A 23779-nucleotide genomic window follows, 5' to 3' on the forward strand; every position below is an offset into this window, starting at 1 on the left:
GGCTCACCGCAGGCCGTCCCGGATCGCGGTGTTGACCGCGATCAGCGACGACAGGGTCCGCTCGGGCGCGGCGATCACCGCGTTGGCCTCATGCATGCTCCACAGGCCGATCGAGACGAGATCGGCGCGCAGGTCCGGCGCCAGGCCGTTATCTTCGCTGGACAAGTCCTCGATCAGCACGCCCCACAGGCTCTGTAGGAAGCCGGCGGCCGAGGCGCGGTCGGTCTGCTGCGCGTCGGGCCGGTCGGCGATGCGCAGGAGGTCGATCGCCCGATCGAAGGCGGCGCGCTCCCGCTCGCGGGCGATCGCGGGGGCTTCCTCCATGATCTCGGCATAGGAAAACTGGTACATGTCGATCCTGTCCCGTGGGTCCGCGGCCCGCCGCGCCGTGGCGCTGGTCCGGGCCGGTGCATCGTGTGGGGTGGGACAACCCGGGCGGAGGGCGCTCCCCCCGCCGGACTGTCGCCCTAGCGTCGAGGCGTTCAGAGATAGTTGACGAGGTTGAGCTGCCGCAGCTGCGCGGTCAGGGCGTAGGAGATCTGCACCTGGGTCGAGAGGCGATCGACCCGGGTCTTGGCCTCGGCCTGGTCGACCCCCTCCATCTGCCCGATCTGGGACTGCAGCAGGGTTTTCTGGGCGTCGAGGCGGGTGTTGGCCTCGGTGATCGCCCCCTGCGACCGGCCGAGATCGGCCTGCAGGGTGACGAGCCCCCGGCTGGCCTCGCCGAGGAGCCCCGCGACCCGCTCGGTCAGGACGCCCCGTGCCTCCGCCGAGAGATTCTCAGCGCCGAGACTGGAGGCCATGACGTAGGCCATCGCGAGCTTGCGCAGAGCCGGCGCATTGGCGCTGACCGAGGTCTGCGTGGTCTCGCTGAGGGAGATCCGGCTGGTCAGGGGCGCGGTGCCCGCCTTGGACCAGGTGGCGCTCCAGCCCGCGGCGTCGAACAGGTCGCGGAAGACCGGCCCGTCGAGGAAGCTCGCCATGGCGGTCGGGGTGATCGCGGCGGCGCTCGGGTCGTCCTGGCCGATGCCGAACGCCGCCCGGAAGGCGGCATCGACGGCGGATTTCGCCGGGGAAGCCGGCGTGGTGGCATAGGCCGTCACCGGTGCTTCGCCGGCCCGCGTACCGCCGAAGACGAACTGGCCGCCCGCGGCGGTGTTGAGGAGCGCCGTCAGGGAGACGAGCTGGTTGGCCGCCATGTCCTTCAGCACCGAGACGCGCTGGACCTGGGGCGTGCCGATCAGCGCCGTCAGGGTGGCGTCGGCGCCGCCCTGCATCTGCTTCAGAACGGCCTGGGTCGTCCCCAGGCGCAGGGTCGCGGCGTCGTTGCCCTCGCGCAGGGCGGTGAGTTCGGCCGAGGTCTGGCGCAGGCCGACGGCGAGGCCGGTCCGGCTGCCGAGGGCGAGGCCGACATCGGCGAAGCGGCCCGTGACCATTTCCTGGTTGGCCTTCGCCATGTCGGCCTGCATGCGGGCGACCCCGATGCGCGGCGTGTTCCAGAAGCTCAGGGTGGAGAGGGCGTTGGTCCGCATCGGGTCTATCGCACCGCATCCATCAGGGTTTTCAGGAGGTCGTTCACCAGCGTCAGCAACTTGGCCGAGGCCGTGTAGGACCGTTCGAGGTCGAGGGTCATCGCCGTCTCGTCGTCGGCATTGACGCCGGTGGCGTTCGAGTAGGCATCCGAGGCCCGGGCCAGCAGGGTCGACTGGTAGTTCGATTCGGAGGTCGCGGCCTGGCGCTGGCTCGCAAGCCAGCCAACCGAGGCATTGGCGAAGTCCTGCAGGCTGGCGCGGCTGTTCAGGTCGGTGGCCGGATCGAACGTGCGGTCGGCCCCGACGAGGGCGGCCAGGGCGCGCAGGCGGTCGGGATAGGCCGTATCGGTGGCGGGCGCCGGGCTCGACCGGTACGCCGCGCCGGCGATGCCGCCATCCCGCAAACGGGTGACGTCGCCACCCTGCTGCGGGTCGACGGCGGCGTTGATCCGGATGCTGGCGGCGCCGCCCGGCTGGCCTGGACCGGCCCCGCCGGTGAACAGGCCCGCTTCCCGCGGCGGCGCACCCGCGACGATGCCGAAGCCGACATCGACCAGTGACCGGCCAGGGCTCGCGTCGATATTCGCGACGGTGAGCTGCGCGGCGGCGCCCGAGGTCGCCGTGGTGATGAAGGTCAGGCGTCCGAAGCCATCGAGGGAGGCGCTGACCTTGCCGGCGAGCGGCGTGTTCGCGGTGTCGGCCGCGATCTGGCCGTTGATCGCGGCGAGAAATTCGGCCGGGGTCACGCGCGCCGGGTCCGCCGCGGCGGAGCCGATCGAGGCCTTGTTGATCACGATGTTCGCCGCGGAGCCATCGGCGAGGCGGAGCGCGAACGCGACCTCGTTGGCGCCGCTGAAATCGGCCGTGCCGGCAAGTCCCGGCGCCGCACCGGGCCGGAACGCGCCCGTGTCGGCGAGCGCGCCGGTGCCGCTGACCTGACCAGTCGACTGTCCGACCGCGAAGGTCCCGGTCTCGGCGAAGGCGTCGACCAGAGCGTCGGCGATGCCGTCGAGCTGGGTCTGGTAGCGGGTGGCGACGCCATCACGCAGTTCGGCGAGCCCGGCGAGGCGGCCCGAACGCAACGGCATCGGCGAATTGGCGCCCGTCACCGGCACGCCGTCGACCATGACGGGGGAGCCCGTGGAGCCGGCCGAGAAGGGGGCGGTGGGCACGAACGAGACGCGGCGGGCACTGCGCTCGAACAGGGGAACGCCGCTGTCGGTGTAGATCGCGACGTCGTTGCCCGCCCGCACGACGGTGGAGATCCCGATCTCCTGCGACAGGCCGGCCAGGATGCGGTCACGGTCGTCGAGGGCGTCGGTGACGTCGGTCCCGTTGGCCGTCCCCCGGGTGACGATGCGGTTGGCCGCCTCGAACTGGGTCAGCAGATCGTTGATGCGCGAGACCGAGTCGGCCATCCCCGCATCGGCTTGCCCCTGCACGGTCTGGACGGCAGCGGAACCGGTGTTGAGGCTCGTGGCGAGATCGCGCGCCCGGTCGACCGCGTTGCGGGCGAGCGCCGCATCGTCCGGCTTGTTGGCGGCGGCCTGAAGTGCCGCGTTGAGCGCGCCGAGGCGCGCGGCGGGCGAGAGACCGTCCTCGGTGTCGCCGACGGAACTCTGCAGGGTGGTCAAACCGTCGAGGACCGCCTCGCTCGCCGCAACCGAAGAGGTTCCGGCGAGCTTGCGATCGAACAGGGCGGAATCGGTGGCGCGCTGGATGGAGACTGCGCTGCCCCCGCCGGCCGCCACCAGATTGGCGATCTTGCGGGTGTAGAACGGGTCGCTCGCCCCCGCGGTGTTGCGCGCGGCGACCGCGATCTGCGTCGAGGTCGCGACCAGCGAGGTTCGAGCTGAATTGAGGGCGAGGGCGAGGCCCATCGGGTGTTTCCTGGCAAGCGGGCGGGTCGTGGAGGGTATCGGCCGCCGCACCGGAGGGGCGCGGCGGTGCAGACGTGAGCAACCGCGCCGGCGCGGCGCGGCATTCCGTCAGCGCTTGAGGTTCATCAGGGTCTCGAGCAGCTCGTTGCCGGTCATGAACACCTTGGAATTGGCGGTGTAGACCGTCTGCGACTCGATCATCGTGGTCAGCTCGGTGCTGACGTCGACGTTGGATTGCTCCAGTGCGCTCGCCTTGACGGTGCCGAGGCCGCCGAGACCGGCGAAGCCGATCTGGATGTCGCCGGATTCGAGGGTGGTCTGGAAGACGTTGCCGGCGCGGGGATTCAGGTTGTCGGGGCTCTTCACATCGGCGAGCGGGATCTTGAAGGCCCCGACCCGGGTGCCGTCGGCATAGGTCGCGTAGACGACACCGTCCGAGCCGAACTCGGTCCCGGTCACGGCGGAGGGCGCCCGGCCGTTGGCGGTACCCTTGAGGTCGTAGGCTCCGGCGAGCTGCGTCGTGCTGCTCAGGTCGAGGGTGACGGTCTTGCCGCCCGGGACCGGCACATCGAGCTCGACAGGGCTGCTCAGCTTGCCGTTGGGTCCAAAGGTGAAGGCGGCCGGCGGGACGAGGGGGAGGTTGTCCGGCCCGTAGACGACGGCAGTCCAGGTGTCGGCGGGAACGGCCGGCGCAGCGGCGACCGGCGGCACGGCGGTCGGGTCAGCGGCAACCGCCGCGCTCGCAGGCGACTTCTTGAGGTAAACGTCGAGGGTCACGCTCTTGCCGAGGTTGTCGTAGGTGACGAGCGACGTCTTCTTGGAATAGTTGTCCTTCGACACGACCCCGGTCTTGTCCGGCGTATCGGCCGAGAGATTGCCGGTGATGGCGGCCCCGTCGGAGGGCGCCGCCCGCAGGCCGAGGCTCGCCATGTTGACCGGGACCAGGCCATCGGTGCTGTTGAGGGCCGGGCTCAGTTCCTTGCCCTCGACGATGGGATAGCCCAGCAGGGTGAAGCCGCCCGAATTGACGAGGTTGCCGCTCGGACCGTCGACCACGAAGTTGCCGGCCCGGGTCAGGTAGGGCGACTGGCTCTCGTCCTGGACCACGAAGAAACCCTTGCCCCCGATGGCGAGGTCGGTCTTCGAACTCGTGAAGGTGATCGGGCCTTCGGCGCCGATCGAGCGGCGGATCGTGGTCTCGACCGCGCCGGAGGTGTAGTTCGCCGTCGAGGCGCCCTCGATCAGCAGGGACGAGAACTCGGCGGCCGAGCGCTTGTAGCCGGTGGTGCTCGAATTCTGGACGTTCTCGGCGACCGTGGAAATGCGGTTCGACTGGGCGTTCATGCCGGAGACGCCGGTGCGCAAAACGCTGATGAGACTCATGACGTCACCTCAAGGATGGGGATCGCGGCACGGCGCGACGGCTGGCGGGCACTAAAGGAAGACAGGCTTGCGCGGGGCTGGACCCTGCGGCGCCGGGCGCGCGCGGGGTCGAATTCGGACCGGAAATCATGATCCGCCTCACGTCCGCAGGGATTGGGCGAGTTCCAGGAACGCGTCCTCACTCGCCGCCATGCCGGGCTCCTGGCGCAACGCTTCGTAGATGCGAGGGACCAGGAGGATGGCCTGGTCGAGCTCGGCATCCTCGCCGGCGCGGTAGCCACCCATCAGGCGCAGGTCGCGGGTCTCTTCGAACCGCGCCATCATGGCCTTGAGGCGGCGCACCAGTTCGCGCTGCTCGGGCGTCCAGACCTCGGATGCGAGGCGTGAGATCGAGCCGAGGAGATGCATCGCCGGGTAGCGGCCCTGCTCGGCGATGGCCCGGTCCAGGACCACGTGACCGTCGAGGGTGCCGCGGATGGAATCGGCGACCGGATCGTTGTGGTCGTCGCCGTCGACCAGGACCGAGAACACGCCGGTGATGCTGCCGGCACCGTCGAGGCCGGGACCGGCGCGCTCCAAGAGACGCGGCAGGTCGGAGAACACGCTCGGCGGATAGCCGCGCGCCACCGCCGGCTCGCCGGCCGCCAGCGCCACGTCGCGGGCCGCATGGGCGTAGCGGGTGACCGAATCGACGATGAGCAGGACGGATTCGCCGGCATCACGGAAGGATTCGGCGATGGCCATGGCCATCTTGGGCGCCTGACGCCGCATCATCGGGCTCTCGTCGCCGGTGGAGACCACGATGACGGCCCGGGCCCGGTTCGGTGCCATCGCGCCCTCCAGGAACTCCCGCACCTCGCGACCGCGTTCGCCCACCAGGGCGACGACGACGCTGTCGAAGCCCGTGGCGCCGGCCAGCATCGCCAGCAGGGTCGATTTGCCGACGCCGGAGCCCGCGAAGATGCCGATGCGCTGGCCGAGGCAGAGGGGGGTGAACAGGTCGATGGCGCGGACGCCGGTGCGCAGGGGTGTCGTGACCCGCGCCCGTTCCATGGCGGGTGGCGGGGCAGCCTCCAGCGGCACGGCGCGGGCGCCCGGCACGAGATCGCCGAGCCCGTCGATGGGGCGCCCGAGGGCGTCGATCACCCGCCCCTTCCAGCCCGGATCGGGCCGCAGGGTCGGGTCGCCGAGGCGATAGGCCAAGGTGCCGATCCCGGCCTCGATCCGGCTGTCGAACGGCTTCACGGTGACCCCGGCCGCATCGACGCGCACGACCTCGCCGATCTGTTCGCGTCCGTTGGCCAAGAAGCCCATGCGGTCGCCGAGGGTCATGAACGGCGCGACGCCGGCGACGCGGGCGGCGCTGGCGGTGACCTCCTGGATCGGGCCGCCGACGCGCACGAGCGGCAGGGCCTCGCGGCCTGTCGCCAGGGCCGCGCCGAGGCGGTCGAGGACATCGGTCATCGGCTCAGCCCTGCGGGCTCAAGGAGCGGATCGCCCCCGAAAAGGTGGTCTCGGTCTCGCTCGACAGGTTCGCGGCGCTCTCGAAGGCGCGCTGGATGGTGATGAGCTTCGTCATCTCCAGGACCGGATTGACATTGGCGCCCTCGACGTAGCCCTGCACCATGCCGATCCGGGTGAAATCCTGGACCGGACGGGCCGGCAGGTTGGAGGTGACGCCGTTCGGCTCGGCGCGGGTGAGGGTGCCCTTCGGGTCGAGGGTGAAGAGCCCGAGGGCGCCGACCTGATTGATGCCCTGGGACACGCTGCCGTCGCGCCCGATCGTGGGCGGGCCGGCCTGGGGATCGAGCAGGATCGGGGCACCGCCCGGATCGAGCATCGGCTGCCCGGTGAGGCTGCGCAGCTGGCCCAGCGGGTCCATCGTCATGCGGCCGTCGCGGGTGTAGACGGGGCCGTTGGCGCCGCGCACCGCGAACCAGGCCTCGCCCTGCACCGCGACGTCGAGGGGACTGTCGGTCTTGATCGTCGGCCCGGCGCGCTGGGAGATATAGGTGTCGCCCGACGACGCGAAGGCCACCGCGCCCTTGCTCGCCTGGGCCAGGAGGGCGGTGAACTTGGTGTCCTCCGCCCGGTAGCCGCTGGTGGAGAGGTTGGCGACGTTGTTGGCGACGGCGTTCAGGCGCTTGTCCAGGGCGACCTGGGCCGAGAGCGCCACGTAGAGTGCGTTCTGCATGGCGCGTCAGCTCCCGAGGCGGATGCGTTGCAGGCTGAGGAGCAGGCTCGCGTCGAGGCCTTGCGCGCTCGAATCGGCGAACAGATTGAGGATCGGGGCCGAGGTGGCGTTGTTCTGCGCATCCCAGATCGCGGTGAAGCGCTGCACGAAGCGCTGCAGCGTGACCGGGTCCTTGAAGCTGGTGAGGTCGACCCGCTTCTCAATGATCGCGGCCTGCCGGGCGATGGCTTCGGACGACGATGCGTCCGGCAGGCCCAGCACCGTCTTGACCACCTGCGACAGGGCCGGATCGCCGAGCACGCCGTAGCCCGAAGACACCGTCGGGGCGATGCGGGCGAAGTAGAGCGCGAGGCGGACGCCGGCGTCCTCGCTGCCCGCGTCGGTTTCGAGGCTCTGGCGCAGATAGGCGGCGGTGGTGTCCGTGGTCGCGGCGGCGAGCGTCGTCGTGAAGGCGCCGTAGGTCTTGAAGTCGAAAGCCTTGGCGAAGGCGACGTAGCGGTCGTCGGCGAGGCGATTGGCGAAGGCCGTGCGATCGGTGACGCCCTCGGTCAGGACCTTGCGCATGAAGGCCTTCGCGTAGGTCATGTCTTCGAGGCCGTAGGCCTTCATCGCGTAGGCATAGAGGCGCCGGTCGCCGAGAAAGTCGTCGATGGATTTCACGTCGGCGATCTTGGCCTTGTAGTAGGCCGTCTCCCGGGCGACGTCGGGCTGCTTGGCCTTGCGCGCCAGGGTCGCGTCGAGGTCACGCGCGAGCAGCGAATAGCTGGTGAAGGTGCTGGTCATGACGGGGCGCGATCGCTGGTGGGGCCGGCGGTGTCTGGGCCGAGGGAGATCCGGGCGGACTCTCCCCGCTGTGGGCCGGATCGCTCTGGACCGGGTTCCTTGCGGCAGGCTGGTGCCTCCACGACGCGGCGACGAAATCCGGATCGGCGGAGCCTCACAGCGGTGTCGGCCCGATGATCGTCTCCGAGGTGATCACGACCCAGCCGGCGCCGGTGGCGCGGATGGACAGGATGCGGCCGGCGCCCGGCAGGACCGCCCCGGGCACCACCTGCCGCAGGCCCTCGGGACCCTCGACCAGAGCGGCCCCGTCGGCGACCCGGCGCAGGACGTATCCGCCGCGCGCGCTCGGCGATGATTCCGCCCGCTCCGGTGCCGAGGGCAGCGGGACGGGATCGGGCAACGCACCCGTGGTGGTCGGATCGAGGTCGAGGGCGGCCTCGCGCACCGGGGCGGCGCCCCGCTTGAAGAGGAAGCCGCCACCGCCCGCCGGGAGGAACGGCTGCACCGAGTAGTTGTTCGAGGCGCCGGTGATGGCATAGGCCGCGAAGCTTCCCGAGACGACGGCCAGCCCGAGGCAGACGGCGACCGCGGCCCGCTCGATCGCGGCGGCGCGGGACCGGCGCCGGATCTCCGCTCCGGCGGATGGGCGGCGATAGCCCGGACGCTGGGGAAGCGGGGATGCCGAACGACGTGTGAGTGACGCAGTCATGACCACCGCATGAGAAGACCGGCGATTGAGACAAAACACTCTCAAATCATAGTTACGATCCGGTTAATGCCCCGACATCGACAGACCGGATGCCTGAGGCTATGCCCGACGACACTTGATAAAGGGAGCGGACCCTCGATGGCGGATTGGCAGGAGGCGGTCTCTCGCGGGGACAGGCCCGCGCGTGGGCCATCGCCGAAGCGCCACCGCGTCCTGCAGCAGGGGCGCATCGTCCTGGGGCCGGAGCGGCTCCTGGCCTGCATCATCCGCGACCTGTCGCCGACCGGTGCCTGTCTGCGCCTGCCGCGCCCGACCTCCCTGCCCGAGCGGTTCGACCTGGTGATCGCGGGCGACGCGCTGCGCACCGTCACCGTCCAGTTGCGCTGGCAGCGGGCGGATTTCGCCGGCGTGACTTTCCTGGCCGAGGGTTAGGCGCCGGGTTGTCCCCAGGCATACCGGCCCGGCGCATCCGGGCACAGGCCGGGACCGGTCGCCTTAAGCTCCTGCTAATCCGGAGCGGGCATATTCGCTTTATCGGCAAGCGACTGTCCCAAGAGGGAACAAAGCTTCCTCGATGCGAACGCGGTGGATAGGTTTCGTGGACCTATAGACATGATGTCGCCCCACCGCTCCGGTGAGAATCCGGGATGTAGACAGCAGTAGCCTGGCTTTACTCGATGAAGCCTATCCGCCCTGGCGGCCTGCTGCGCGGCCACACACACGAATTCCTTGCAATTCCTGTCAACCGGACATCCTCGCAATGACCAGCCTGCTGACCAACAACGCCGCAATGACGGCGCTGACGACCCTCAAGAGCATCAACACCCAGCTCGATATGACGAGCAACCGGGTCTCGACCGGCCAGCGGGTCTCGAACGCCTCCGACAACGCCGCCTACTGGTCGATCGCCACCACGGTGCGCACCGACAACGCCTCGCTCTCCGCCGTGAAGGACTCGCTCGGCCTCGGCTCGTCGGCCGTCGACACCGCCTATAACGGCCTCAACAGCATCATCACCGACCTGCAGAACATGCGCGCCAAGCTGCAGACCGCGCTGCAGCCCGGCGTCGACCGCTCCAAGGTCCAAACCGAGATCACCGCGATCCAGAACAAGATGAAGGCCACGGCCGACTCGTCGAACTCGAGCGGCCAGAACTGGCTCTCGGTCAACTCGGCCACCTCGAACACCGCCTATCAGCCGATCCAGAACGTCGTCGCGGGCTTCTCGCGCGATCCGAGCGGCGCGATCAACTTCTCGAAGGTCAACGTCGACGTCAACAACATCAAGCTGTTCGACGCCAACAGCACCAGCGTGACCACCACGGCGACGAAGGCCGTCGTGTCCGCGGCGAACTCGCTGACCGGTACCGCGGCCTTCGTGCGGGGCGGGACCGCCGACTTCAGCGGCACCGCCGAGTCCGCGATCAAGATCACGATCGGCGGCGTGAACGATACGATCAAGCTCAACAAGGAGACCCTCGCTTCGGCAGCGGCGGACCTGACGAAAGTCACCACGGAGGAATTCCTCAGCGCGCTCAATAACCAGATCGCCGCTTCGGCTAACCTCGCCGGCAAGGTCAAGGCTGACCTCGATACGCAGGGCCGCCTGACCTTCACCTCGACTGCGACCGGCGGTGCCACGAAGATGACCATCGAGGCCGGCACCGTCACCGGCGGCAAGGCTCTGGTGGACGTCGGCTACGGTCTCGCGGCCGCGACGGACCTCGCGGCTCCCAGCGTGACCGGCGGCGCCTACACCGCTTTCGACCTGAGCGGCACGAACACGAAGGTGCTCACCATCAATGACGGCTACGGGGCCAAGACCGTTACCCTGAACGCCGCGAGCTTCACCGCTCTCGGCGCTGCGGCGACCTCGGGCGCCAACACCGCCGTCAACGGCGCCGACGTTGCCGCGATGATCAACAAGCAACTGGCCGATCAGGGCAGCAAGGCCACCGTGACGTTCGCCGCGACCAAGTTCACGGTCGCGACCCCCGAAAAGGGAAGCCTCAACAGCGCCGGCACCGCCAATACCATCACGTTGGGCGGCGCCGACGTGACGGGCTTCGGCCTCACCGCGGGCGCGACCACGGGTACGGATCTGGTCTCGGCCTCCCTCGTGCGGGTCGGCTACGGCACCGATGCCGGCACCACGGTGGCGCGCGGCATCCTCGACTCGATCGACAACGCCACCAGCGTGTCGGTCGCCAACGTCGACATCTCGCAGATGGTCGGCACCTCGGGCGATACCGCCCTCAGCGCGATCATCACGCAGATCGACAAGGCCATCGCCAAGGTCACGGATTCGGGCACCAAGCTCGGCGCCAACAAGACCCAGATCGACGGCCAGAAGACCTTCGTCGACACCCTGATGAAGGCCAACGACCGCACCATCGGTATCCTGGTCGATGCCGACATCGAGGAGGAGTCGACCAAGCTCAAGGCCCTGCAGACCCAGCAGCAGCTGGCGGTACAGTCCCTGAGCATCGCCAACTCCTCCAGCCAGGGCATCCTCTCGCTCTTCCGCTAAAACCCGACAGCCCCCCCGGGGAGGTTCCGGGGGCGCTCCAACGCAGAAAGGCCACGCCTCCGCGAGGGGGCGTGGCCTTTCTGGTTTCAGAACGGCGTCTCCGGCGTCGGCCTCGGACCGGCCGTCCGGATCAGCCGATGAAGGTGTACCCGGCGAGCCGCTTGGCCTCGATCGGATCGTAGCCGAGGCGCATCCGCAGCTTCTTGCGCAGCTTGCTGATGTGGCCCTCGACCACGCTCTCCTCGACGTCACTGCCGTGGTCGGCATAGACGGCGTTGAAAATCTGCGTCCGGCTGAGTTGGCGGCCGCGATGGCTGGCGAAATATTCCAGGATGTGGCGCTCGCGGCGCGGCAGGATCAGGCTGGCGCCGTCGATCTCAGGATCACGTCCGTCGGCGAACACCTTGAGGCGGCCGCTGCGGTCCTGGGCAGGGGGGGCCTGGATCTCGCCCCGGATGCCGCGCCGGCGGATCGCCTCGACCCGGGCTAGGATTTCGCGGACATGGACCGGGCGGCGCACGACGTCGTCGATGCCGGCGGTGAAGAGATCGAGGGTCTGCTCCAGGGAGCGGGTCTCGTTGAGGGCGATGATGGGCGCCTGGGAGAGGCTGCGGATCGCGGCGGTCCGGCTGGCCCGATCGGAGCATTCGCCGAGCACGATCCCCTTCAGGCTGTCGGTCGGATTGCCCGCAAGCCAGACGAGAAACTCGTCGGCGTTGCTGCTACGGGCCGGAACCGCCTGCGCACCGAAACCTGCCACGTACTCGGCGGCAACGGCCTGTCTCTCATCCACAACGATATACATTTCAGCGCCCCGCCGAAAACGAATTGTTGGGCAAATCCGGCGGACGATCACCTTGGATGCGGAGCGACTTCGTTGTTCGCTCTCGGCATCCTGGTTTTGCTTGATGATACTTTCGCAGCAGATCCTCTAGTGGGATCTATTCGCTGCCGCCCGCCGTTTTGCGTTAACAATGTTTCTTTAAGGAAATGGTTAATTTTGCATTAAGTGTGCCGGCGTCCTGTGATCCCGGTTCATTTTTACCGGTACGGCGGACCCAGTATCGCTCTCCGGCGCGTCGACTGTGCCCGATCGGTGACAGTCCTATCAGGGATCCGCACGGCCGGAGGTCCGGCTGCGAATCGCAGCGCCGATGAGGCCGAGCCACAGAGGCCGAGCCCGGCTCAGCCGGTGCCGACATGCGGTTCCGGGTACCGCTCGGGTCCGGGTCGCCACGGCCGACCCGACAACTTCCCGGGATCGAGCGAGCGCCGCGTCAATGTCCCGGTAGGATCTGCGGAGTTGGAGTCTCGGCCCCCCGCCTGGTGGAGGGGTTCAGGGTTTCGGCCAGGAGTTCGACCTGGGCGACGAGTCGGCTCAGTCCATCGCTGCGCGGAGCCGTCGGCATCGGTGGCATCGCCCCGTCTCCACCGAGGCTCGACAGGGCGACGGTGACCCAGCCGCTCCAGGCGGCCAGGGCTTCGGGCTCCGCCGTTTCGACGGCATAGCGCAGGGCGGTCAGGCGAGCCGAGATCCGCCGCAGGGTGGCGTCGGCGACCATGGCGGATTCCACCTGCGGGTGGCGTCCCGCCCGGGGCTGCTGCAGGGCGCGCGCCAGGGCCGCCTCCAGATCGTTGAGAGCGAGGCCCGCGCCACGGGAGGCCTGGGCGCGCAGGCCGGACGCTTCCGCCTCTGGGCCCGCGCAGAGTACCGCGCGGGCGAAGGCGGCGTGGGCCCGAACCGCCTTTCGCAATTCGAGGCGAACTTGGTCGGGTTCCCAGATCGGCCACAGCACCAGGGCGCTCGCCACCGCTATGGCACCGCCGAGCAGGGTGAGCAGGGCGCGCATGCCGACCACCTCCCACGAGCCGTGCCCCGGCTCGATCACTTCGACGAGGAGAACCACCAGCGGCGTCAGACAGGCGATGAACACGCCGTAGCTCACTTGGCGCGCGGCAAAGCCGACGATGCTCAAAGGAAATACCAGGGCGGCGAGCGCCAGCGGCGTGGTGGCGACACCCGCGAGGGCGGCGCCGATCAGGCCGCCGAGCACGGTGCCGCCGATGCGCTCCAGCGCACGCTGCCAGGTTGCGGCGTAGAAGGGCTGCATGGTCAGCACCACCGTGATGGTGAGCCAGTGCGCGAACGGTCCCGACCAGACCAGCGTGGCCCACAGGGCCGGCGCCGCCACCACGGTGGCCCGCACGGCGTGCCGCAGGTTGGCCGAGGCCAGCGTGAAGTTGGTGGCGAGGGGCTCGCGCAAGCGGGTCCCCAGGGGCAGGCTGGCACGGCCCAGCAGGGCGCCGCCGGGGCGATAGCCGTCCGGCGTCGAGAGCTTGGCTCCGATCCGGACACGATCAAGGATGCGCGTGGCCAGTTCGTGCAGGCTGCGATCATGCGCGAGGCGCCGCGTACTGCGATCCATCGCGCGCTCCAGGCGGGCGAGATCGACCACGCTGTCGTCGCGGATGGCGCGGGCGATGACGCCCAGGAGGGGGCGCAGGCGGCGCAGGAACCGGCGCACCATGCGCCGCCGGCGCGGATCGGGCTCGCTCTCGATGAGGTCGGACACGGCGATCAGGGCCGCGAAGATCTGCTCGGCCGCTTCGAGGCGGATCAGGGCCTGGGCCGTCCGATCCGAAATTCGCTCTCGACTACGGGCAAGATCGACGATCACCGTGCGGGCCTGCTCGATGGCCTCGCGTACGCCCCGGCGATGGGCGCGCGCATGCCGGTCAAAAGCCTGGTGATCGATGATCTGGGGGTCGTAGATCTGGAGGTCCGAGGCGTGGGGATCGGAAGTTTGAATATCGGAAGTCTGGATGTCGGAGGTCTTGATGTCGGAAGTTTTGATGTTGGACGTCTGGCGATGGCCGTCCTGCGGCATCGCCCGCGTGCCGGGCGTTTCGGGGCTGGCTGGCGAGGCAAGGTCCTCCAGGTCGTCGCAGAGGCGGGTCAGACGGCGCCAGACCTCGGCCACGGCGCGGTGGGTCGGGCGGTAGGGATGGAGCCGCCACAGGAGGAGCGCCAGGAGCGTCGCCCACAGGCCGCCGGCGCTGAAGACGAGTCCCGCCACCAGGGCTTGGTCCGGGCTGAGAGGCCGATCGAGGGCGAAGCACAGCACCAGGACCAGGACGTTGCCGGCGGACTGCGCCTGCACGCCCCAGACCCGCGCATAGGTGCAGGCAAAGATGACGATGCCGGCGAGCGGCACCACCGGCCCCGGCCCCAACGGCTGCATCAGGCCGAACAGCCCCCAGATCACTCCACCGAGCAGCGAGAACAACGTGAGCACGAGGAGGCGGGAGCGCATCGGACCGCCCGCATCGGCGAAGCAGGCGAGGTTGGCGGCGAGTGCCACGGTCAGCAGCGGCGGCCACGCCACCCACTCGTGCAGCAGGATGACGAGGCCGAAGGCCAGGGCCGCCCGGATCCCGTCGAGAAGGCTCAGGCCGCGGGGATCGAGGCCGATGGGCAGGCGCGTGAGGTCGAGCCCCGGATTGGTCAGCGTTCCGCGTCCCCGCAGGAACGCGACCGCCCGCATCCGCCGGCGTGGTCCGGCAGCGGTGGCGGGATCGGCAGGGGAGGTGGAATTCGGGGACACGCGGGAAGGCTCCCGGTGGACGCGACCTCCACCGTCCCGACGATCTAGCGCCGCACGCGGCCCGGTGGAACCGCCCGACCCGACACGGGAGCCCTGCATCTCGGGGACACCGGCAGCCCCCGTCCGTCACGGGCGGCGCCGGCGAGCCCCTTCTGGCGGACGAGCCGCCCGGTCAGAACTTGCCGCCGAGGCCGACGCCGCCGCCCTGGCTCAGTTGCGGCGCCAGGCCACCCGAGCTCGACCGGCTGTTGGTCTCGCCTTCGATGTCCTCCCGGCGGACGCGACGCTCCTCGTTCGCCGCCGAACGGGTCTGGGCGCCGGAGGCGTTCGGGATGTTGAGGCGGCGCGTCGGCGAGGTCTGGGGCGCGGCGTCGTCCGGGTCGATCTGGGCGGCGCGGCCACGCTGAGGACCGGGCACGGTGCCGCGCATGGAGGGGGGCGGCCCGACCTCCGTCTCGGGCATCACCCCGCCGCCTCCGCCGAGGGCTTGGCACCCGGCGAGCGCGGCGGCAACGAGCGCGACGGCGCAGGCTTTGGACGGAAGGGACATCGGCTGCAGGTCCTCGAAACACCGGCGACCACCTCGGGCCACCCACTTGAGCTGATGGCCTCTCTACGACGCGGTCTTGTCGAAAACCAGACGGCGCCGCCGGGTGACGCCGGGACAACCGCTCGTGCCCGCGGGCTGATCTTGCAAGACGCGAATTTTGCAAGACGCGGATTTTGCAAGACGCGAATTTTGCGCGACGCGAATCCTGCACGACGCGAATGTGAGAGGTGCGAATTTCTGAGACGGGAACCTGCGGGAGGCCAACTTGAAAGACACGGGCGGGCGGGATGTCGCCCGGGGCATTGCGGCCACGCTTCCCCCGGTGCGAGAGTGCGCTTGCAGGAGCGGGGTCGCCACGGACCGGTCCAGTTCTTGCGCCCTACCCTCCCGACTGCCCGCAGCCAATCCCGGTTGGCGACGAGCGATCGAGGGCCGCTCCCGCCCACCCATCCATGCCAAACGTCCATCCACAACTTCGCCTTGGTCCACGCGCAATGAGACCGGAGCCGCCATCGGGCGGAACCCGCCGCTCAAGCTGCCATTGTGTCAGGCCGGCGAGACGCACAAACCGGGGAACGCGCGTGTTCAGAACTGTCCGGATGATCGCCACCGCGACGATCACCCTGTTGGCCGCCTCCGCGGCCGCCGAAACCCCGGCGCCACCGCCGGTCAAGGAGCCCGTGTCGAATTCCGGCGACGGGACGACCGGCACGACCGGATCACCAGCGCCCGTCGCGCCGGCACCACCGCCGGCCGCAGCGCCCGTAGCAACGCCGCCCGCCTCCTCTCCCCCGCCCGCGTCGCCCCCCGTCGCGGCACCACCCGCCGTCGTACCAACGCCCGCGTCGCCGCCCGCGGCCACGACGGGACCGACTCCGCCGGTCACCGGCACGCCTGCGACCGTGCTCGACACCCAGGATTACGAGGGCATTCTCGGGAAGGCCGTGCGCAGTTCCACCGGCGAGGATATGGGCCGGATCATCGACATCATCCTCGACAAGGATGGACGTCCCCGCGCGGCGATCATCGATTTCGGCGGCTTCCTCGGGGTCGGCTCCCGCAAGATCGCGGTGGACTGGCGCGCGATGCGCTTTACCGCCGACGGCAAGGCCAGCCGGCCGGTGCTTCAACTGAGCCGCAACCAGGTGCGCGTCTCGCCCGAATACAAGCCCGGCGAGCCGATCGTCGTGCTCGGCCCGGCCAGCCCCGCCACCCCGCCGGAGGGTGAACCCGCAGCCAACGCCGTTCAGGGTCCGCCCACGCCGCCCGCTGCTGCGGCACCTGTCGCGGCGCCAGCGGCTTCGCCACCCGTCGTGGCGCCAGTGCCCGTACCTGTCCCGACCCCCGCGCCCGAGAAGGCGCCGGATAAGCCGGCCGAGAAGTCACCGGATCGATGACGGTACCGCTTCCGAAGGATCGCCGGGCGCTCAAGCCGCGTGAAGTGTCGCGTCCGGACTTCCGGCCGCGCCCCCTCCCCCGTCGCGACGCCCTTACGGACGACGGTCCGACGTCGACGGCAGCGGAGGCCCCGGCCGACATGAAGGTGATCTCGCGCACGAGCACGCGTGGCCTCGACGGGTTCGCGTTCTTCGTAGCGAACCTGCAGACCGGCTTCGGACCGTTCCTGGCGGTGTACTTCACCCAGGCGAAATGGACCCAGTCGGATATCGGCTTCGCCCTCACGGTCGGCAGCCTTGTCAGCCTCCTCGGCCAGGTGCCGGGCGGGGCCTTCGTCGACGCCGTGCGCTCCCGCCGTTTCGCCGCCGGCTTCTCGGTGGTTGCCATCGCGCTGAGCGCTTTCGCGCTCGCCATGTGGCCGAACTTCCTCGTGGTGCTGCTGGCGATGGCGGCTCATTCGGCCGCAAGCTGCATCCTCACCCCGGCCATCGCGGCCATCAGCATCGGCCTTGTCGGCCATGCCCGCGCGGGCGAGCGGCTGGGGCGGAATGCCAGCTTCTCGGCCCTCGGCAATGCGGTGGCGGCCGCCGGCATGGGCGCCTGCGGCTACTATTTCTCGAATGACGCGGTCTTCTATCTGACCGCCGCCCTGATGGTGCCGACCCTGATCGCGCTCTCGCGGATTCGCGCCGACGAGATCGAGCCGCCGGCGCGCACGAGGGCGACCGAGAGCATCCCGGCGCCCCGGCGCGACGCGGGCCTGCGCGCCCTGCTCACCAACCGCGCTCTGCTGTGCTTCGGCGCCTGCATGACCCTGTTCTTCCTGGCCAACGCGGCGATGCTGCCGCTGGTGGGCAGCATGTTGACCCTGCGGGCCAGCGAGACCGCCACCGCGCTGATCGCGGCCTGCATCGTCGTGCCCCAGGTGGTTCTCGCCCTGTCGGCCCCGGCCGTCGGGCGCGCGGCGGAGCGCTGGGGCCGTCGCCCCCTGCTGCTCATCGGCTTCGCAGCGCTGCCGATCCGGGGCCTGCTCTTCGCCTACGTCGACAGTCCCGAACTGCTGGTGGCGATCCAGGTCTTCGACGGCGTCTCGGCCGCCGTGTTCGGCGTGATGGTACCGCTGGTGGTCTCGGACGCGACCCGGAAGACCGGCCACTTCAACCTCGCCCTCGGGGCGGTCGGGACGGCGATGGGGATCGGAGCGGCCTTGTCGACCTCACTGGCCGGCATCATGGCGGACCGGCTCGGCAGCCATACGGCCTTCCTGGGGCTGGCGATCGTGGGATTCGCCGCTTTCGCGCTCGTCGCCCTGATCATGCCGGAGACCAGACACGCGCCCGAACCCTGAGGGAAACGCCCGAAAGCCGCGTTCCTCGAAGCGGACGGCATCGAATTCGCTTGCCAGAAAATCCGCGCATGGGAATTTGCTTGATCGGGATTTCGCTTGCCGCTCAAGCAACATTCAGGTTCGCGCGCTATAACGCGCGAACCTACGCCCGACACCGCAACGCTTGGGTTCGCTTTGCGTTGCGACCCAGGGGGACTCAAGATCCCGTGTGCGACATGCGCGGGAAACCAGGGTCCGTAAGGACGCCTTCATAGAAACAGGTTCACGCCACTGCCGGGTGAACCTTCGACACCGGGATGGTCACCCTGATGGAAGACCTCTGCGTTTATGCCGATCGGCCCTTCGCCTTCGTCGGTCGCTATCTGCGCCGACGCGCCCTGCCGCATATCGTGATCCTGTGCGCCGTCCTCGGCGCCGTGGGTTTCTCGGTGAGCACGGATTATGCGCTGAAGGGCGTGGTCGACGCGCTGAGCAAAGGCCCCTCCTCCGGCCTGATCTGGGGCGCGCTGGGCGTCCTCATCGCCTTCATCGCCGCCGACAACATGCTGTGGCGCGTGGCCAGCCTCGTCGGCTCGTTCACCTTCGTGGGCGTGACGGGCGACATCCGCCGCGACCTCTTCCGGCACATGACCGGGCACTCGCCGTCCTTCTTCGCCGATCGCCAGCCCGGGACGCTGGCCTCGCGCATCACCGCGACCTCGAACGCGATCTTCACGGTCGAGAACATGTTCGTGTTCAACGTGATGCCGCCCTGCGTCGCGGCCTTCGGCTCGATCCTCTATATCGGCACCGTCAACCTCACGATGGCCCTGGTGCTCGCCGGCATCTTCGCCGCCGTGGTGGTGCTGATGTTCAAGATGGCGGCAGCCGGCAAGCCGCTCCACCACGACTTCGCCGCGAAGGCAGCCTCGGTCGACGGCGAGATGGTCGATCTCGTCGGCAACATGCCTCTGGTGCGGGCCTTCTCGGCCTTTAAGCGCGAATACACCCGCTTCGACGGCACCATCGGGCAGGAGATGCGTTCGCGCCGCTCCTCGCTGCTCTACCTGGAGAAGCTGCGGATCGTGCACGCGATCCTCACGGTGCTGGCGGTGCTCGGCCTGCTCTACTGGGCCATCAACATGTGGGAAGCCGGCCAGGCCACCAACGGTCAGGTCGTCCTCGTCTGCACCCTGGGCATCCGCATCCTGGCCGCCACCCGCGATCTCGCGGTGGCCCTGGTGGACGCGACCCAGCACACCGCGCGCCTGTCGGAGGCGCTCCACACGCTGCTGCAGCCGCACGACCTGATCGACCATCCGGAGGCGGAGCCGCTCTCCGGCACCCATGGGGCCGAGATCACGTTCGACCACGTCGCCTTCTCCTATCCGGACGGCCGCGGCGTCTTCACCGACTTCGACCTCATCATCCAACCCGGTCAGCGGGTCGGCCTGGTGGGCAAGTCCGGCGGCGGCAAGTCGACCCTGTTCTCCCTCCTGCAGCGCTTCTACGACGCGCAGGGCGGTCGCATCCTGATCAACGGCCAGGACATCCAGCGGGTGACCCAGGAATCCCTGCGCGAGGCCATCACGGTGGTGCCGCAGGACGTGTCGATGTTCCACCGGACCCTGCGCGAGAACATCCGCTACGGCCGGCCTGACGCCTCCGACGAGGATGTGTGGAAGGCCGCTGCCGCGGCCCATTGCACCGACTTCATCGAGGCCCTGCCCGAAGGGTTCGACACCATCGTGGGCGACCGCGGCGTGAAGCTCTCCGGCGGCCAGCGCCAGCGCATCGCCATCGCGCGCGCCATCCTCAAGGACTCGCCGATCCTGCTCCTCGACGAGGCGACTTCGGCCCTCGACGCCGAGTCCGAGGAAGCGATCCGCCACGCCCTCGCCAACCTGATGCACGGCCGCACCGTGATCGCCATCGCGCACCGGCTCTCGACCCTGAAGGACTTCGACCGGATCGTGGTGCTCGAGGGTGGCCGCATCATCCAGGACGGCTCGCCGGACAAGCTGACTCATCTCGACGGGTTCTACCGCGAGCTGATGAAGAAGGAATCGATGTCCATGGCGCTGGCCGCCGCCTGACCCTCCGGCGAGCCGCCAAGTGCTCGCTCTTGCCTGAACGGGATCGCCCACCGCCGGCTTCCCCGTTCGGCCGGCTTAAGGTGCCACGACGAAACTCTGCTCGGTGGACACGGAACGGTCGGAACGCTTGTCCCGGGCGCTGAAGCCGAGGATGTAGGCGCCCGGCGGAAGACCCGAGATCGCCAGATCGTAGTTGATGAAGAACTTCGGTTGGCCGTTGAGGAGGTCACGCGCGTCGACCACCAGATCCTTGTCGATAGCGCCCTTCTTGCCCCAGAGGATATCGCCCTCCGGGTTCCGGACATCGACGTCGACGATGTAGCCGAAGCGCCGCTTGTCCCCCTCGACGGGTACCAACGTCGCGCCGGTGGCCTCGAGATAGGTGAAGATCCGCTCGTCCTTCCGGAACGTGTTCGAGGTCCGAGAGGTGTACGATCCGAAGCCCGGCGCAGTCTCGGTGACGAACAGGTTCCGGGGCACGCGCAGGGGTGTCGGGGCCTTCGGCGCGACGCACAAAACCTCACTCGCAGTATTCGTTGAATGGTCGACCGTCCTCGGGGCCTCGGCCACCGGCGCGGCGCCGCCCGACCAGAAGCTCGATGGGGCTGAACCGGAATCGGCCGGGAGCTTGATGCTGTTCATGACCGCCGACAGAGTGGCCTCATTCGCCGTCCGCTCGTCCTTCGTGCCCCAGATGGTGATCAGCACGACGCGGTCGCGGCTCGCATCGACAGTGACGAAATCCACGATGGTTTTCTCGGAACCGGCGGTGGTGGTGTAGCGCTGGACCTGGGCCGGGGTGCCGCCGATATCCAGGGTGACCGCAACCGGCTTGACGCTCACGTCGACCTTGCCCTTCTTCAGGTAGGCCCTGGTTTCCTTGATCAGGTTTTCAAGATCCGATCGGTCGCCATAAGCCACGTTGAAGACCAAGTAGCCGTCCGAGGCGACAGAATTGATCTCGTTTTGCTCTGCAGTGACGTTCCAATTATCAGGAATCGTCAGCGTTATGGCCGGGCTTTTGGCAGGAAGCGCGTAAGTCTTGGCCTCTGCCGGCAGGGTGAACGAGGCCAGCAGAGCAAACGTCAACATTCGAGTCAGCATGGGCGCGTCTCATCCGGAAACCGGTCCCACCGATGCGACGACCAGAACTCCGCTGATAAGGGAGGAAACTTGCCATCGTCTTCCGATACATTGTGTTCGGGCGATGTGCCGGCACTAACCTCCGATCACGGAGAAGAATCGATGAAACGCCCCGGGACAGGTCGGTCGATCGGCTCATCCCGCGCGCTACGGCTGCGGTCCGGCGCGCATGCTGGAGACCGCGAACCAGCACGTCTGCCGGATAGATCCCGGCGCGATCCGGGATGGTCGGGTCTCAGTTAGTTGTGCGACTGGATGAAGTTGCGCACCAGCGGGTAGGTCTGGCTCTCCCACTTGCGGCCCGAGAAGACACCGTAATGTCCGACGCCGGCCTGGAGATGGTGGCTCTTCATGTGGTGCGGCAGGCTGGTGCACAGGTCGTGCGCCGCCATGGTCTGGCCCACTGCGCAGATGTCGTCGCGCTCGCCCTCGACCGTCATCAGCGCGGTTCTGCGGATGGCGCCCATGTCGATCGGATTACCCCGATAGGTCAGCTCGTTCTTGGCCAGGGTGTAATCCTGGAACACGGTCTTGACCGTCTCGATGTAGAACTCGGCCGCGAGATCGAGCACGGCGAAATATTCGTCGTAGAAGCCCTCGATCTGGCGCGCCTTTTCGGTTTCCCCGTTGGCGAGGTGCCAGAACAGGTCCGCGTGCCCCTGCATGTGGCGCTTGGCGTTCATCGACACGAAGGCCGAGACCTGCATGAAGCCGGGATAGACCCGCCGTCCGGCGCCCTTGTGCCGATCGGGAACCGTGGCGATCAGGTTCTTCTCGAACCACGCGATCGGCTTCGAGGTCGCGAGGTGGTTCACCGAGGTCGGCGAGATCCGACAATCGACTGGGCCGGCCATCAGCGTCATGCTGCGCGGCTGCGCCACGTCCTTCGTGTGGGCCATCACCGCAGCGGCGGCCAGCGCCTGCACCGCCGGCTGGCACACGGCGACGAGGTGGGCCCCCTCACCGATCGCCCCGAGGAACTGCACCAGATGGTCGACGTAATCGTCGAACCCGAAGGCACCGGCGGAGAGCGGCACGTCGCGGGCGTTGTGCCAGTCGGTGATGTAGACGTCGTGATCGGGCAGCAGGGTGCGGACCGTCCCGCGCAGCAGCGTCGCGAAATGCCCGGACAGGGGCGCCACCACGAGCACGCGCGGCTGCTCGGTTTCCACGTCCTTCTTGAAGCGCAGCAGGGTTCCGAACGGGGTGGCGAACGCGACCTCTTCGGTCACCGGCACCTCACGGTTGCCTACTGTCACGCTGTCAATCCCGTAGGCGGGTCGCGCGAAGGTGAGGCCGGCCCGCATCATCATCCGGGCACCGGCCGACCACCAGGTCAGCGGCTCCTTGTAGCCGGCGGCGGTCCAGGGCGAGACGGCGTCGTGGACAAGACGTCCCCAGGCGCGCGTCTGCTCAGCCAGATCCGACTGGGCATCAAAGGCACGATACAGCATGCAGCCCGAACTCCTACGCGAACGGTCGAATCGCAGAACGTCCGCGGCAAGCGGGCGCGGCGGCAGAGCCGCCGACGATGGGGCGCTAGGCTGCGGCACCCCGGCCCCGGACGCAACGGCCTTAACGTGTGATATCCTGCGGTTGTTGTGCGTATGCATCACCGGAGAAGTGTCGCGCGTCGCTTCGGAATAACAGGTGAACATGAGGTCGCCGCCGGCCGTGACTGTGAAAGGACAACCTACACGTTGGGAAAAGGCTCCGCTGACGGCCAGCGACACCGCGGCACGACCGGAACCATCGTGCCTGTCGGTGGATCGCGGCGGCACGAGTCTTGGATCACGTGTCGGCGAGGAAACATCAGGGGGGACACGACGATGCCTGCGGCCACGCTGACCATTTCGAGCCGGAATTATTCGTCGTGGTCGCTGCGCGGCTGGCTGGTCTGCCGGATGGCCGGGATCGACTTCGAGACGGAGTTGCTTTCCGGAAACGACGCCTCGACCCGCGCCGAGCTTCTGCACCTGTCGCCCTCCTTCCTGGTTCCCCGCCTCGTCCATGGCGAAATCATCGTCTGGGATACCCTCGCGATCGCGCAGTATCTCAACGAGATCCGGCCCGAGGCCGGGTTCCTGCCAAGGAACGACGTGGCGCGGGCCCATTGCCGCTCGATCTCGGGCGAGATGCATGGCGGCTTCATCAACCTGCGCTCGGCGCTTCCGATGAACCTGAAGGGCCGCCATCCCAACTTCAGGATCTTCAATGGCGCCCGGGGCGATATCGAGCGCGTCATCACCATCGTGGACGAGTGCCTCGACCGCTACGAGGGCCCGTTCCTGTTCGGGGCGACCCCCAGCCTCGCCGACGCGATGTTCGCCCCCGTCTGCACGCGCTTCCGCACTTACGACGTCCCCCTCTCGGGCCGGACCGCCGCCTATCGCGACACCATCCTCGCTTGGCTCCTGATGGAGGAATGGGCCGAGGCGGCGGCGCGCGAGCCCGACGAGATCGAGGAACTCGACATGGAGTTCTGAGGGCGCCTGCACGAACCCGCTCGCGCGCCGAGATGGACCGTGCGACCCCCGCGGGCGCCACGTGCGAAGCGACACGTCAACCTGCCAAGACGACCCCTATATCACTCCCGTCTCAGTCGAGACGAAAACAACTAAAGTCTTCGCCTCACGCAGGAGTTATCTA

19 protein-coding genes are annotated in these 23779 nt (G+C 68.6%); 6 read left to right on the top strand and 13 right to left on the bottom strand.

The features are described from left to right. Nucleotides 1–3: 3 nt before the first annotated feature. From flaF to ASF60_RS05255, 8 genes are all read right to left on the bottom strand, one after another. Complete coding sequence (flaF, locus tag ASF60_RS05220; RefSeq protein WP_056181452.1) at nt 4–351, bottom strand: flagellar biosynthesis regulator FlaF; 348 nt, start codon at nt 349–351, stop codon at nt 4–6. Nucleotides 352–482: 131 nt separating this feature from the next. Beyond that, nucleotides 483–1532 carry a flagellar hook-associated family protein gene (locus ASF60_RS05225; RefSeq protein WP_056181456.1) on the bottom strand — a complete coding sequence of 350 codons (1050 nt, stop codon included), beginning with the start codon at nt 1530–1532 and terminating at the stop codon, nt 483–485. 5 nt (nt 1533–1537) lie between these two features. Then, the gene (gene flgK, locus ASF60_RS05230; protein WP_056181459.1) at nt 1538–3412 is read right to left on the bottom strand and encodes a flagellar hook-associated protein FlgK; all 1875 of its coding nucleotides are present in this window, start codon (nt 3410–3412) and stop codon (nt 1538–1540) included. A gap of 108 nt (nt 3413–3520) precedes the next feature. Next, nucleotides 3521–4795, bottom strand: a complete 1275-nt coding sequence (locus ASF60_RS05235; protein ID WP_056181461.1) for a flagellar hook protein FlgE — start codon at nt 4793–4795, stop codon at nt 3521–3523. Between the two features lie 138 nt (nt 4796–4933). After that, nucleotides 4934–6259, bottom strand: a complete 1326-nt coding sequence (fliI, locus tag ASF60_RS05240; protein ID WP_056181464.1) for a flagellar protein export ATPase FliI — start codon at nt 6257–6259, stop codon at nt 4934–4936. Between the two features lie 4 nt (nt 6260–6263). Continuing rightward, nucleotides 6264–6989 carry a flagellar basal-body rod protein FlgF gene (flgF, locus tag ASF60_RS05245; RefSeq protein ID WP_056181467.1) on the bottom strand — a complete coding sequence of 242 codons (726 nt, stop codon included), beginning with the start codon at nt 6987–6989 and terminating at the stop codon, nt 6264–6266. A 6-nt stretch (nt 6990–6995) separates the two neighbouring features. Next, nucleotides 6996–7772: a DUF1217 domain-containing protein gene (locus ASF60_RS05250; protein ID WP_056181469.1), complete on the bottom strand. Its 777-nt coding sequence runs from the start codon at nt 7770–7772 to the stop codon at nt 6996–6998. A 154-nt stretch (nt 7773–7926) separates the two neighbouring features. Then, a complete protein-coding gene (locus ASF60_RS05255; RefSeq protein ID WP_082507781.1) occupies nt 7927–8481 on the bottom strand; it encodes a hypothetical protein in 555 nt (184 codons plus the stop codon). Nucleotides 8482–8619: 138 nt separating this feature from the next. On the opposite strand from ASF60_RS05255, the gene ASF60_RS05260 reads away from it, so the two are divergent. Next, nucleotides 8620–8913 carry a PilZ domain-containing protein gene (locus ASF60_RS05260; protein ID WP_056181477.1) on the top strand — a complete coding sequence of 98 codons (294 nt, stop codon included), beginning with the start codon at nt 8620–8622 and terminating at the stop codon, nt 8911–8913. A gap of 328 nt (nt 8914–9241) precedes the next feature. Continuing rightward, the gene (locus ASF60_RS25975; RefSeq protein ID WP_056181480.1) at nt 9242–11011 is read left to right on the top strand and encodes a flagellin N-terminal helical domain-containing protein; all 1770 of its coding nucleotides are present in this window, start codon (nt 9242–9244) and stop codon (nt 11009–11011) included. 130 nt (nt 11012–11141) lie between these two features. On the opposite strand, the gene ASF60_RS05270 is transcribed toward ASF60_RS25975, so the two are convergent. The 3 genes from ASF60_RS05270 to ASF60_RS05280 all read right to left on the bottom strand — a co-directional run bounded on the left by ASF60_RS05270 (nt 11142) and on the right by ASF60_RS05280 (nt 15166). Then, nucleotides 11142–11816, bottom strand: coding sequence for a response regulator transcription factor (locus ASF60_RS05270; RefSeq protein WP_056181484.1), 675 nt, complete (start codon nt 11814–11816; stop codon nt 11142–11144). Nucleotides 11817–12288: 472 nt separating this feature from the next. Continuing rightward, entirely contained in the window at nt 12289–14556 is a 2268-nt protein-coding gene (locus ASF60_RS05275) for an FUSC family protein (protein WP_056181487.1), read from the bottom strand. A gap of 232 nt (nt 14557–14788) precedes the next feature. After that, on the bottom strand, nt 14789–15166 hold the full coding sequence (locus ASF60_RS05280; RefSeq protein WP_056181490.1) for a hypothetical protein: 378 nt from the start codon (nt 15164–15166) through the stop codon (nt 14789–14791). Between the two features lie 581 nt (nt 15167–15747). Here ASF60_RS05280 and ASF60_RS05285 point away from each other — a divergent pair. The 3 genes from ASF60_RS05285 (at nt 15748) to ASF60_RS05295 (ending at nt 19987) form a co-directional block, all read left to right on the top strand. Next, nucleotides 15748–16563: a PRC-barrel domain-containing protein gene (locus tag ASF60_RS05285; RefSeq protein ID WP_244478332.1), complete on the top strand. Its 816-nt coding sequence runs from the start codon at nt 15748–15750 to the stop codon at nt 16561–16563. Continuing rightward, nucleotides 16560–17912: an MFS transporter gene (locus ASF60_RS05290; protein ID WP_056181498.1), complete on the top strand. Its 1353-nt coding sequence runs from the start codon at nt 16560–16562 to the stop codon at nt 17910–17912. The genes ASF60_RS05285 and ASF60_RS05290 overlap by 4 nt, the downstream gene beginning before the upstream one ends. Nucleotides 17913–18220: 308 nt before the next feature. Beyond that, nucleotides 18221–19987, top strand: coding sequence for an ABC transporter ATP-binding protein (locus ASF60_RS05295; RefSeq protein WP_056181951.1), 1767 nt, complete (start codon nt 18221–18223; stop codon nt 19985–19987). 75 nt (nt 19988–20062) lie between these two features. Here ASF60_RS05295 and ASF60_RS05300 read toward each other — a convergent pair whose 3' ends face one another. After that, complete coding sequence (locus ASF60_RS05300) at nt 20063–21091, bottom strand: hypothetical protein (RefSeq protein ID WP_156633873.1); 1029 nt, start codon at nt 21089–21091, stop codon at nt 20063–20065. 278 nt (nt 21092–21369) lie between these two features. Next, a complete protein-coding gene (locus ASF60_RS05305) occupies nt 21370–22584 on the bottom strand; it encodes a polyhydroxyalkanoate depolymerase (protein WP_056181504.1) in 1215 nt (404 codons plus the stop codon). Between the two features lie 375 nt (nt 22585–22959). Between ASF60_RS05305 and ASF60_RS05310 the strand changes: the two genes are divergently transcribed. Next, complete coding sequence (locus tag ASF60_RS05310; RefSeq protein WP_056181507.1) at nt 22960–23616, top strand: glutathione S-transferase family protein; 657 nt, start codon at nt 22960–22962, stop codon at nt 23614–23616. The last annotated feature ends 163 nt before the right edge of the window (nt 23617–23779 follow it).

This window comes from Methylobacterium sp. Leaf113 (assembly GCF_001423325.1).
Taxonomy (GTDB): Bacteria; Pseudomonadota; Alphaproteobacteria; order Rhizobiales; family Beijerinckiaceae; genus Methylobacterium.

What these genes read in the sequence shown, in the direction of transcription:
- ASF60_RS05250 (WP_056181469.1), bottom strand. Translation starts at nt 7,772, where the DNA reads ATGACCAGCACCTTCACCAGCTATTCGCTGCTCGCGCGTGACCTCGAC.
- flgK (WP_056181459.1), bottom strand. Translation starts at nt 3,412, where the DNA reads ATGGGCCTCGCCCTCGCCCTCAATTCAGCTCGAACCTCGCTGGTCGCG.
- ASF60_RS05295 (WP_056181951.1), top strand. Translation starts at nt 18,221, where the DNA reads ATGGAAGACCTCTGCGTTTATGCCGATCGGCCCTTCGCCTTCGTCGGT.
- ASF60_RS05290 (WP_056181498.1), top strand. Translation starts at nt 16,560, where the DNA reads ATGACGGTACCGCTTCCGAAGGATCGCCGGGCGCTCAAGCCGCGTGAA.
- ASF60_RS05280 (WP_056181490.1), bottom strand. Translation starts at nt 15,166, where the DNA reads ATGTCCCTTCCGTCCAAAGCCTGCGCCGTCGCGCTCGTTGCCGCCGCG.
- ASF60_RS05310 (WP_056181507.1), top strand. Translation starts at nt 22,960, where the DNA reads ATGCCTGCGGCCACGCTGACCATTTCGAGCCGGAATTATTCGTCGTGG.
- ASF60_RS05260 (WP_056181477.1), top strand. Translation starts at nt 8,620, where the DNA reads ATGGCGGATTGGCAGGAGGCGGTCTCTCGCGGGGACAGGCCCGCGCGT.
- flgF (WP_056181467.1), bottom strand. Translation starts at nt 6,989, where the DNA reads ATGCAGAACGCACTCTACGTGGCGCTCTCGGCCCAGGTCGCCCTGGAC.
- ASF60_RS05300 (WP_156633873.1), bottom strand. Translation starts at nt 21,091, where the DNA reads ATGCTGACTCGAATGTTGACGTTTGCTCTGCTGGCCTCGTTCACCCTG.
- ASF60_RS05225 (WP_056181456.1), bottom strand. Translation starts at nt 1,532, where the DNA reads ATGCGGACCAACGCCCTCTCCACCCTGAGCTTCTGGAACACGCCGCGC.
- ASF60_RS25975 (WP_056181480.1), top strand. Translation starts at nt 9,242, where the DNA reads ATGACCAGCCTGCTGACCAACAACGCCGCAATGACGGCGCTGACGACC.
- ASF60_RS05305 (WP_056181504.1), bottom strand. Translation starts at nt 22,584, where the DNA reads ATGCTGTATCGTGCCTTTGATGCCCAGTCGGATCTGGCTGAGCAGACG.
- ASF60_RS05255 (WP_082507781.1), bottom strand. Translation starts at nt 8,481, where the DNA reads ATGACTGCGTCACTCACACGTCGTTCGGCATCCCCGCTTCCCCAGCGT.
- flaF (WP_056181452.1), bottom strand. Translation starts at nt 351, where the DNA reads ATGTACCAGTTTTCCTATGCCGAGATCATGGAGGAAGCCCCCGCGATC.
- fliI (WP_056181464.1), bottom strand. Translation starts at nt 6,259, where the DNA reads ATGACCGATGTCCTCGACCGCCTCGGCGCGGCCCTGGCGACAGGCCGC.
- ASF60_RS05270 (WP_056181484.1), bottom strand. Translation starts at nt 11,816, where the DNA reads ATGTATATCGTTGTGGATGAGAGACAGGCCGTTGCCGCCGAGTACGTG.
- ASF60_RS05275 (WP_056181487.1), bottom strand. Translation starts at nt 14,556, where the DNA reads ATGCGGGCGGTCGCGTTCCTGCGGGGACGCGGAACGCTGACCAATCCG.
- ASF60_RS05235 (WP_056181461.1), bottom strand. Translation starts at nt 4,795, where the DNA reads ATGAGTCTCATCAGCGTTTTGCGCACCGGCGTCTCCGGCATGAACGCC.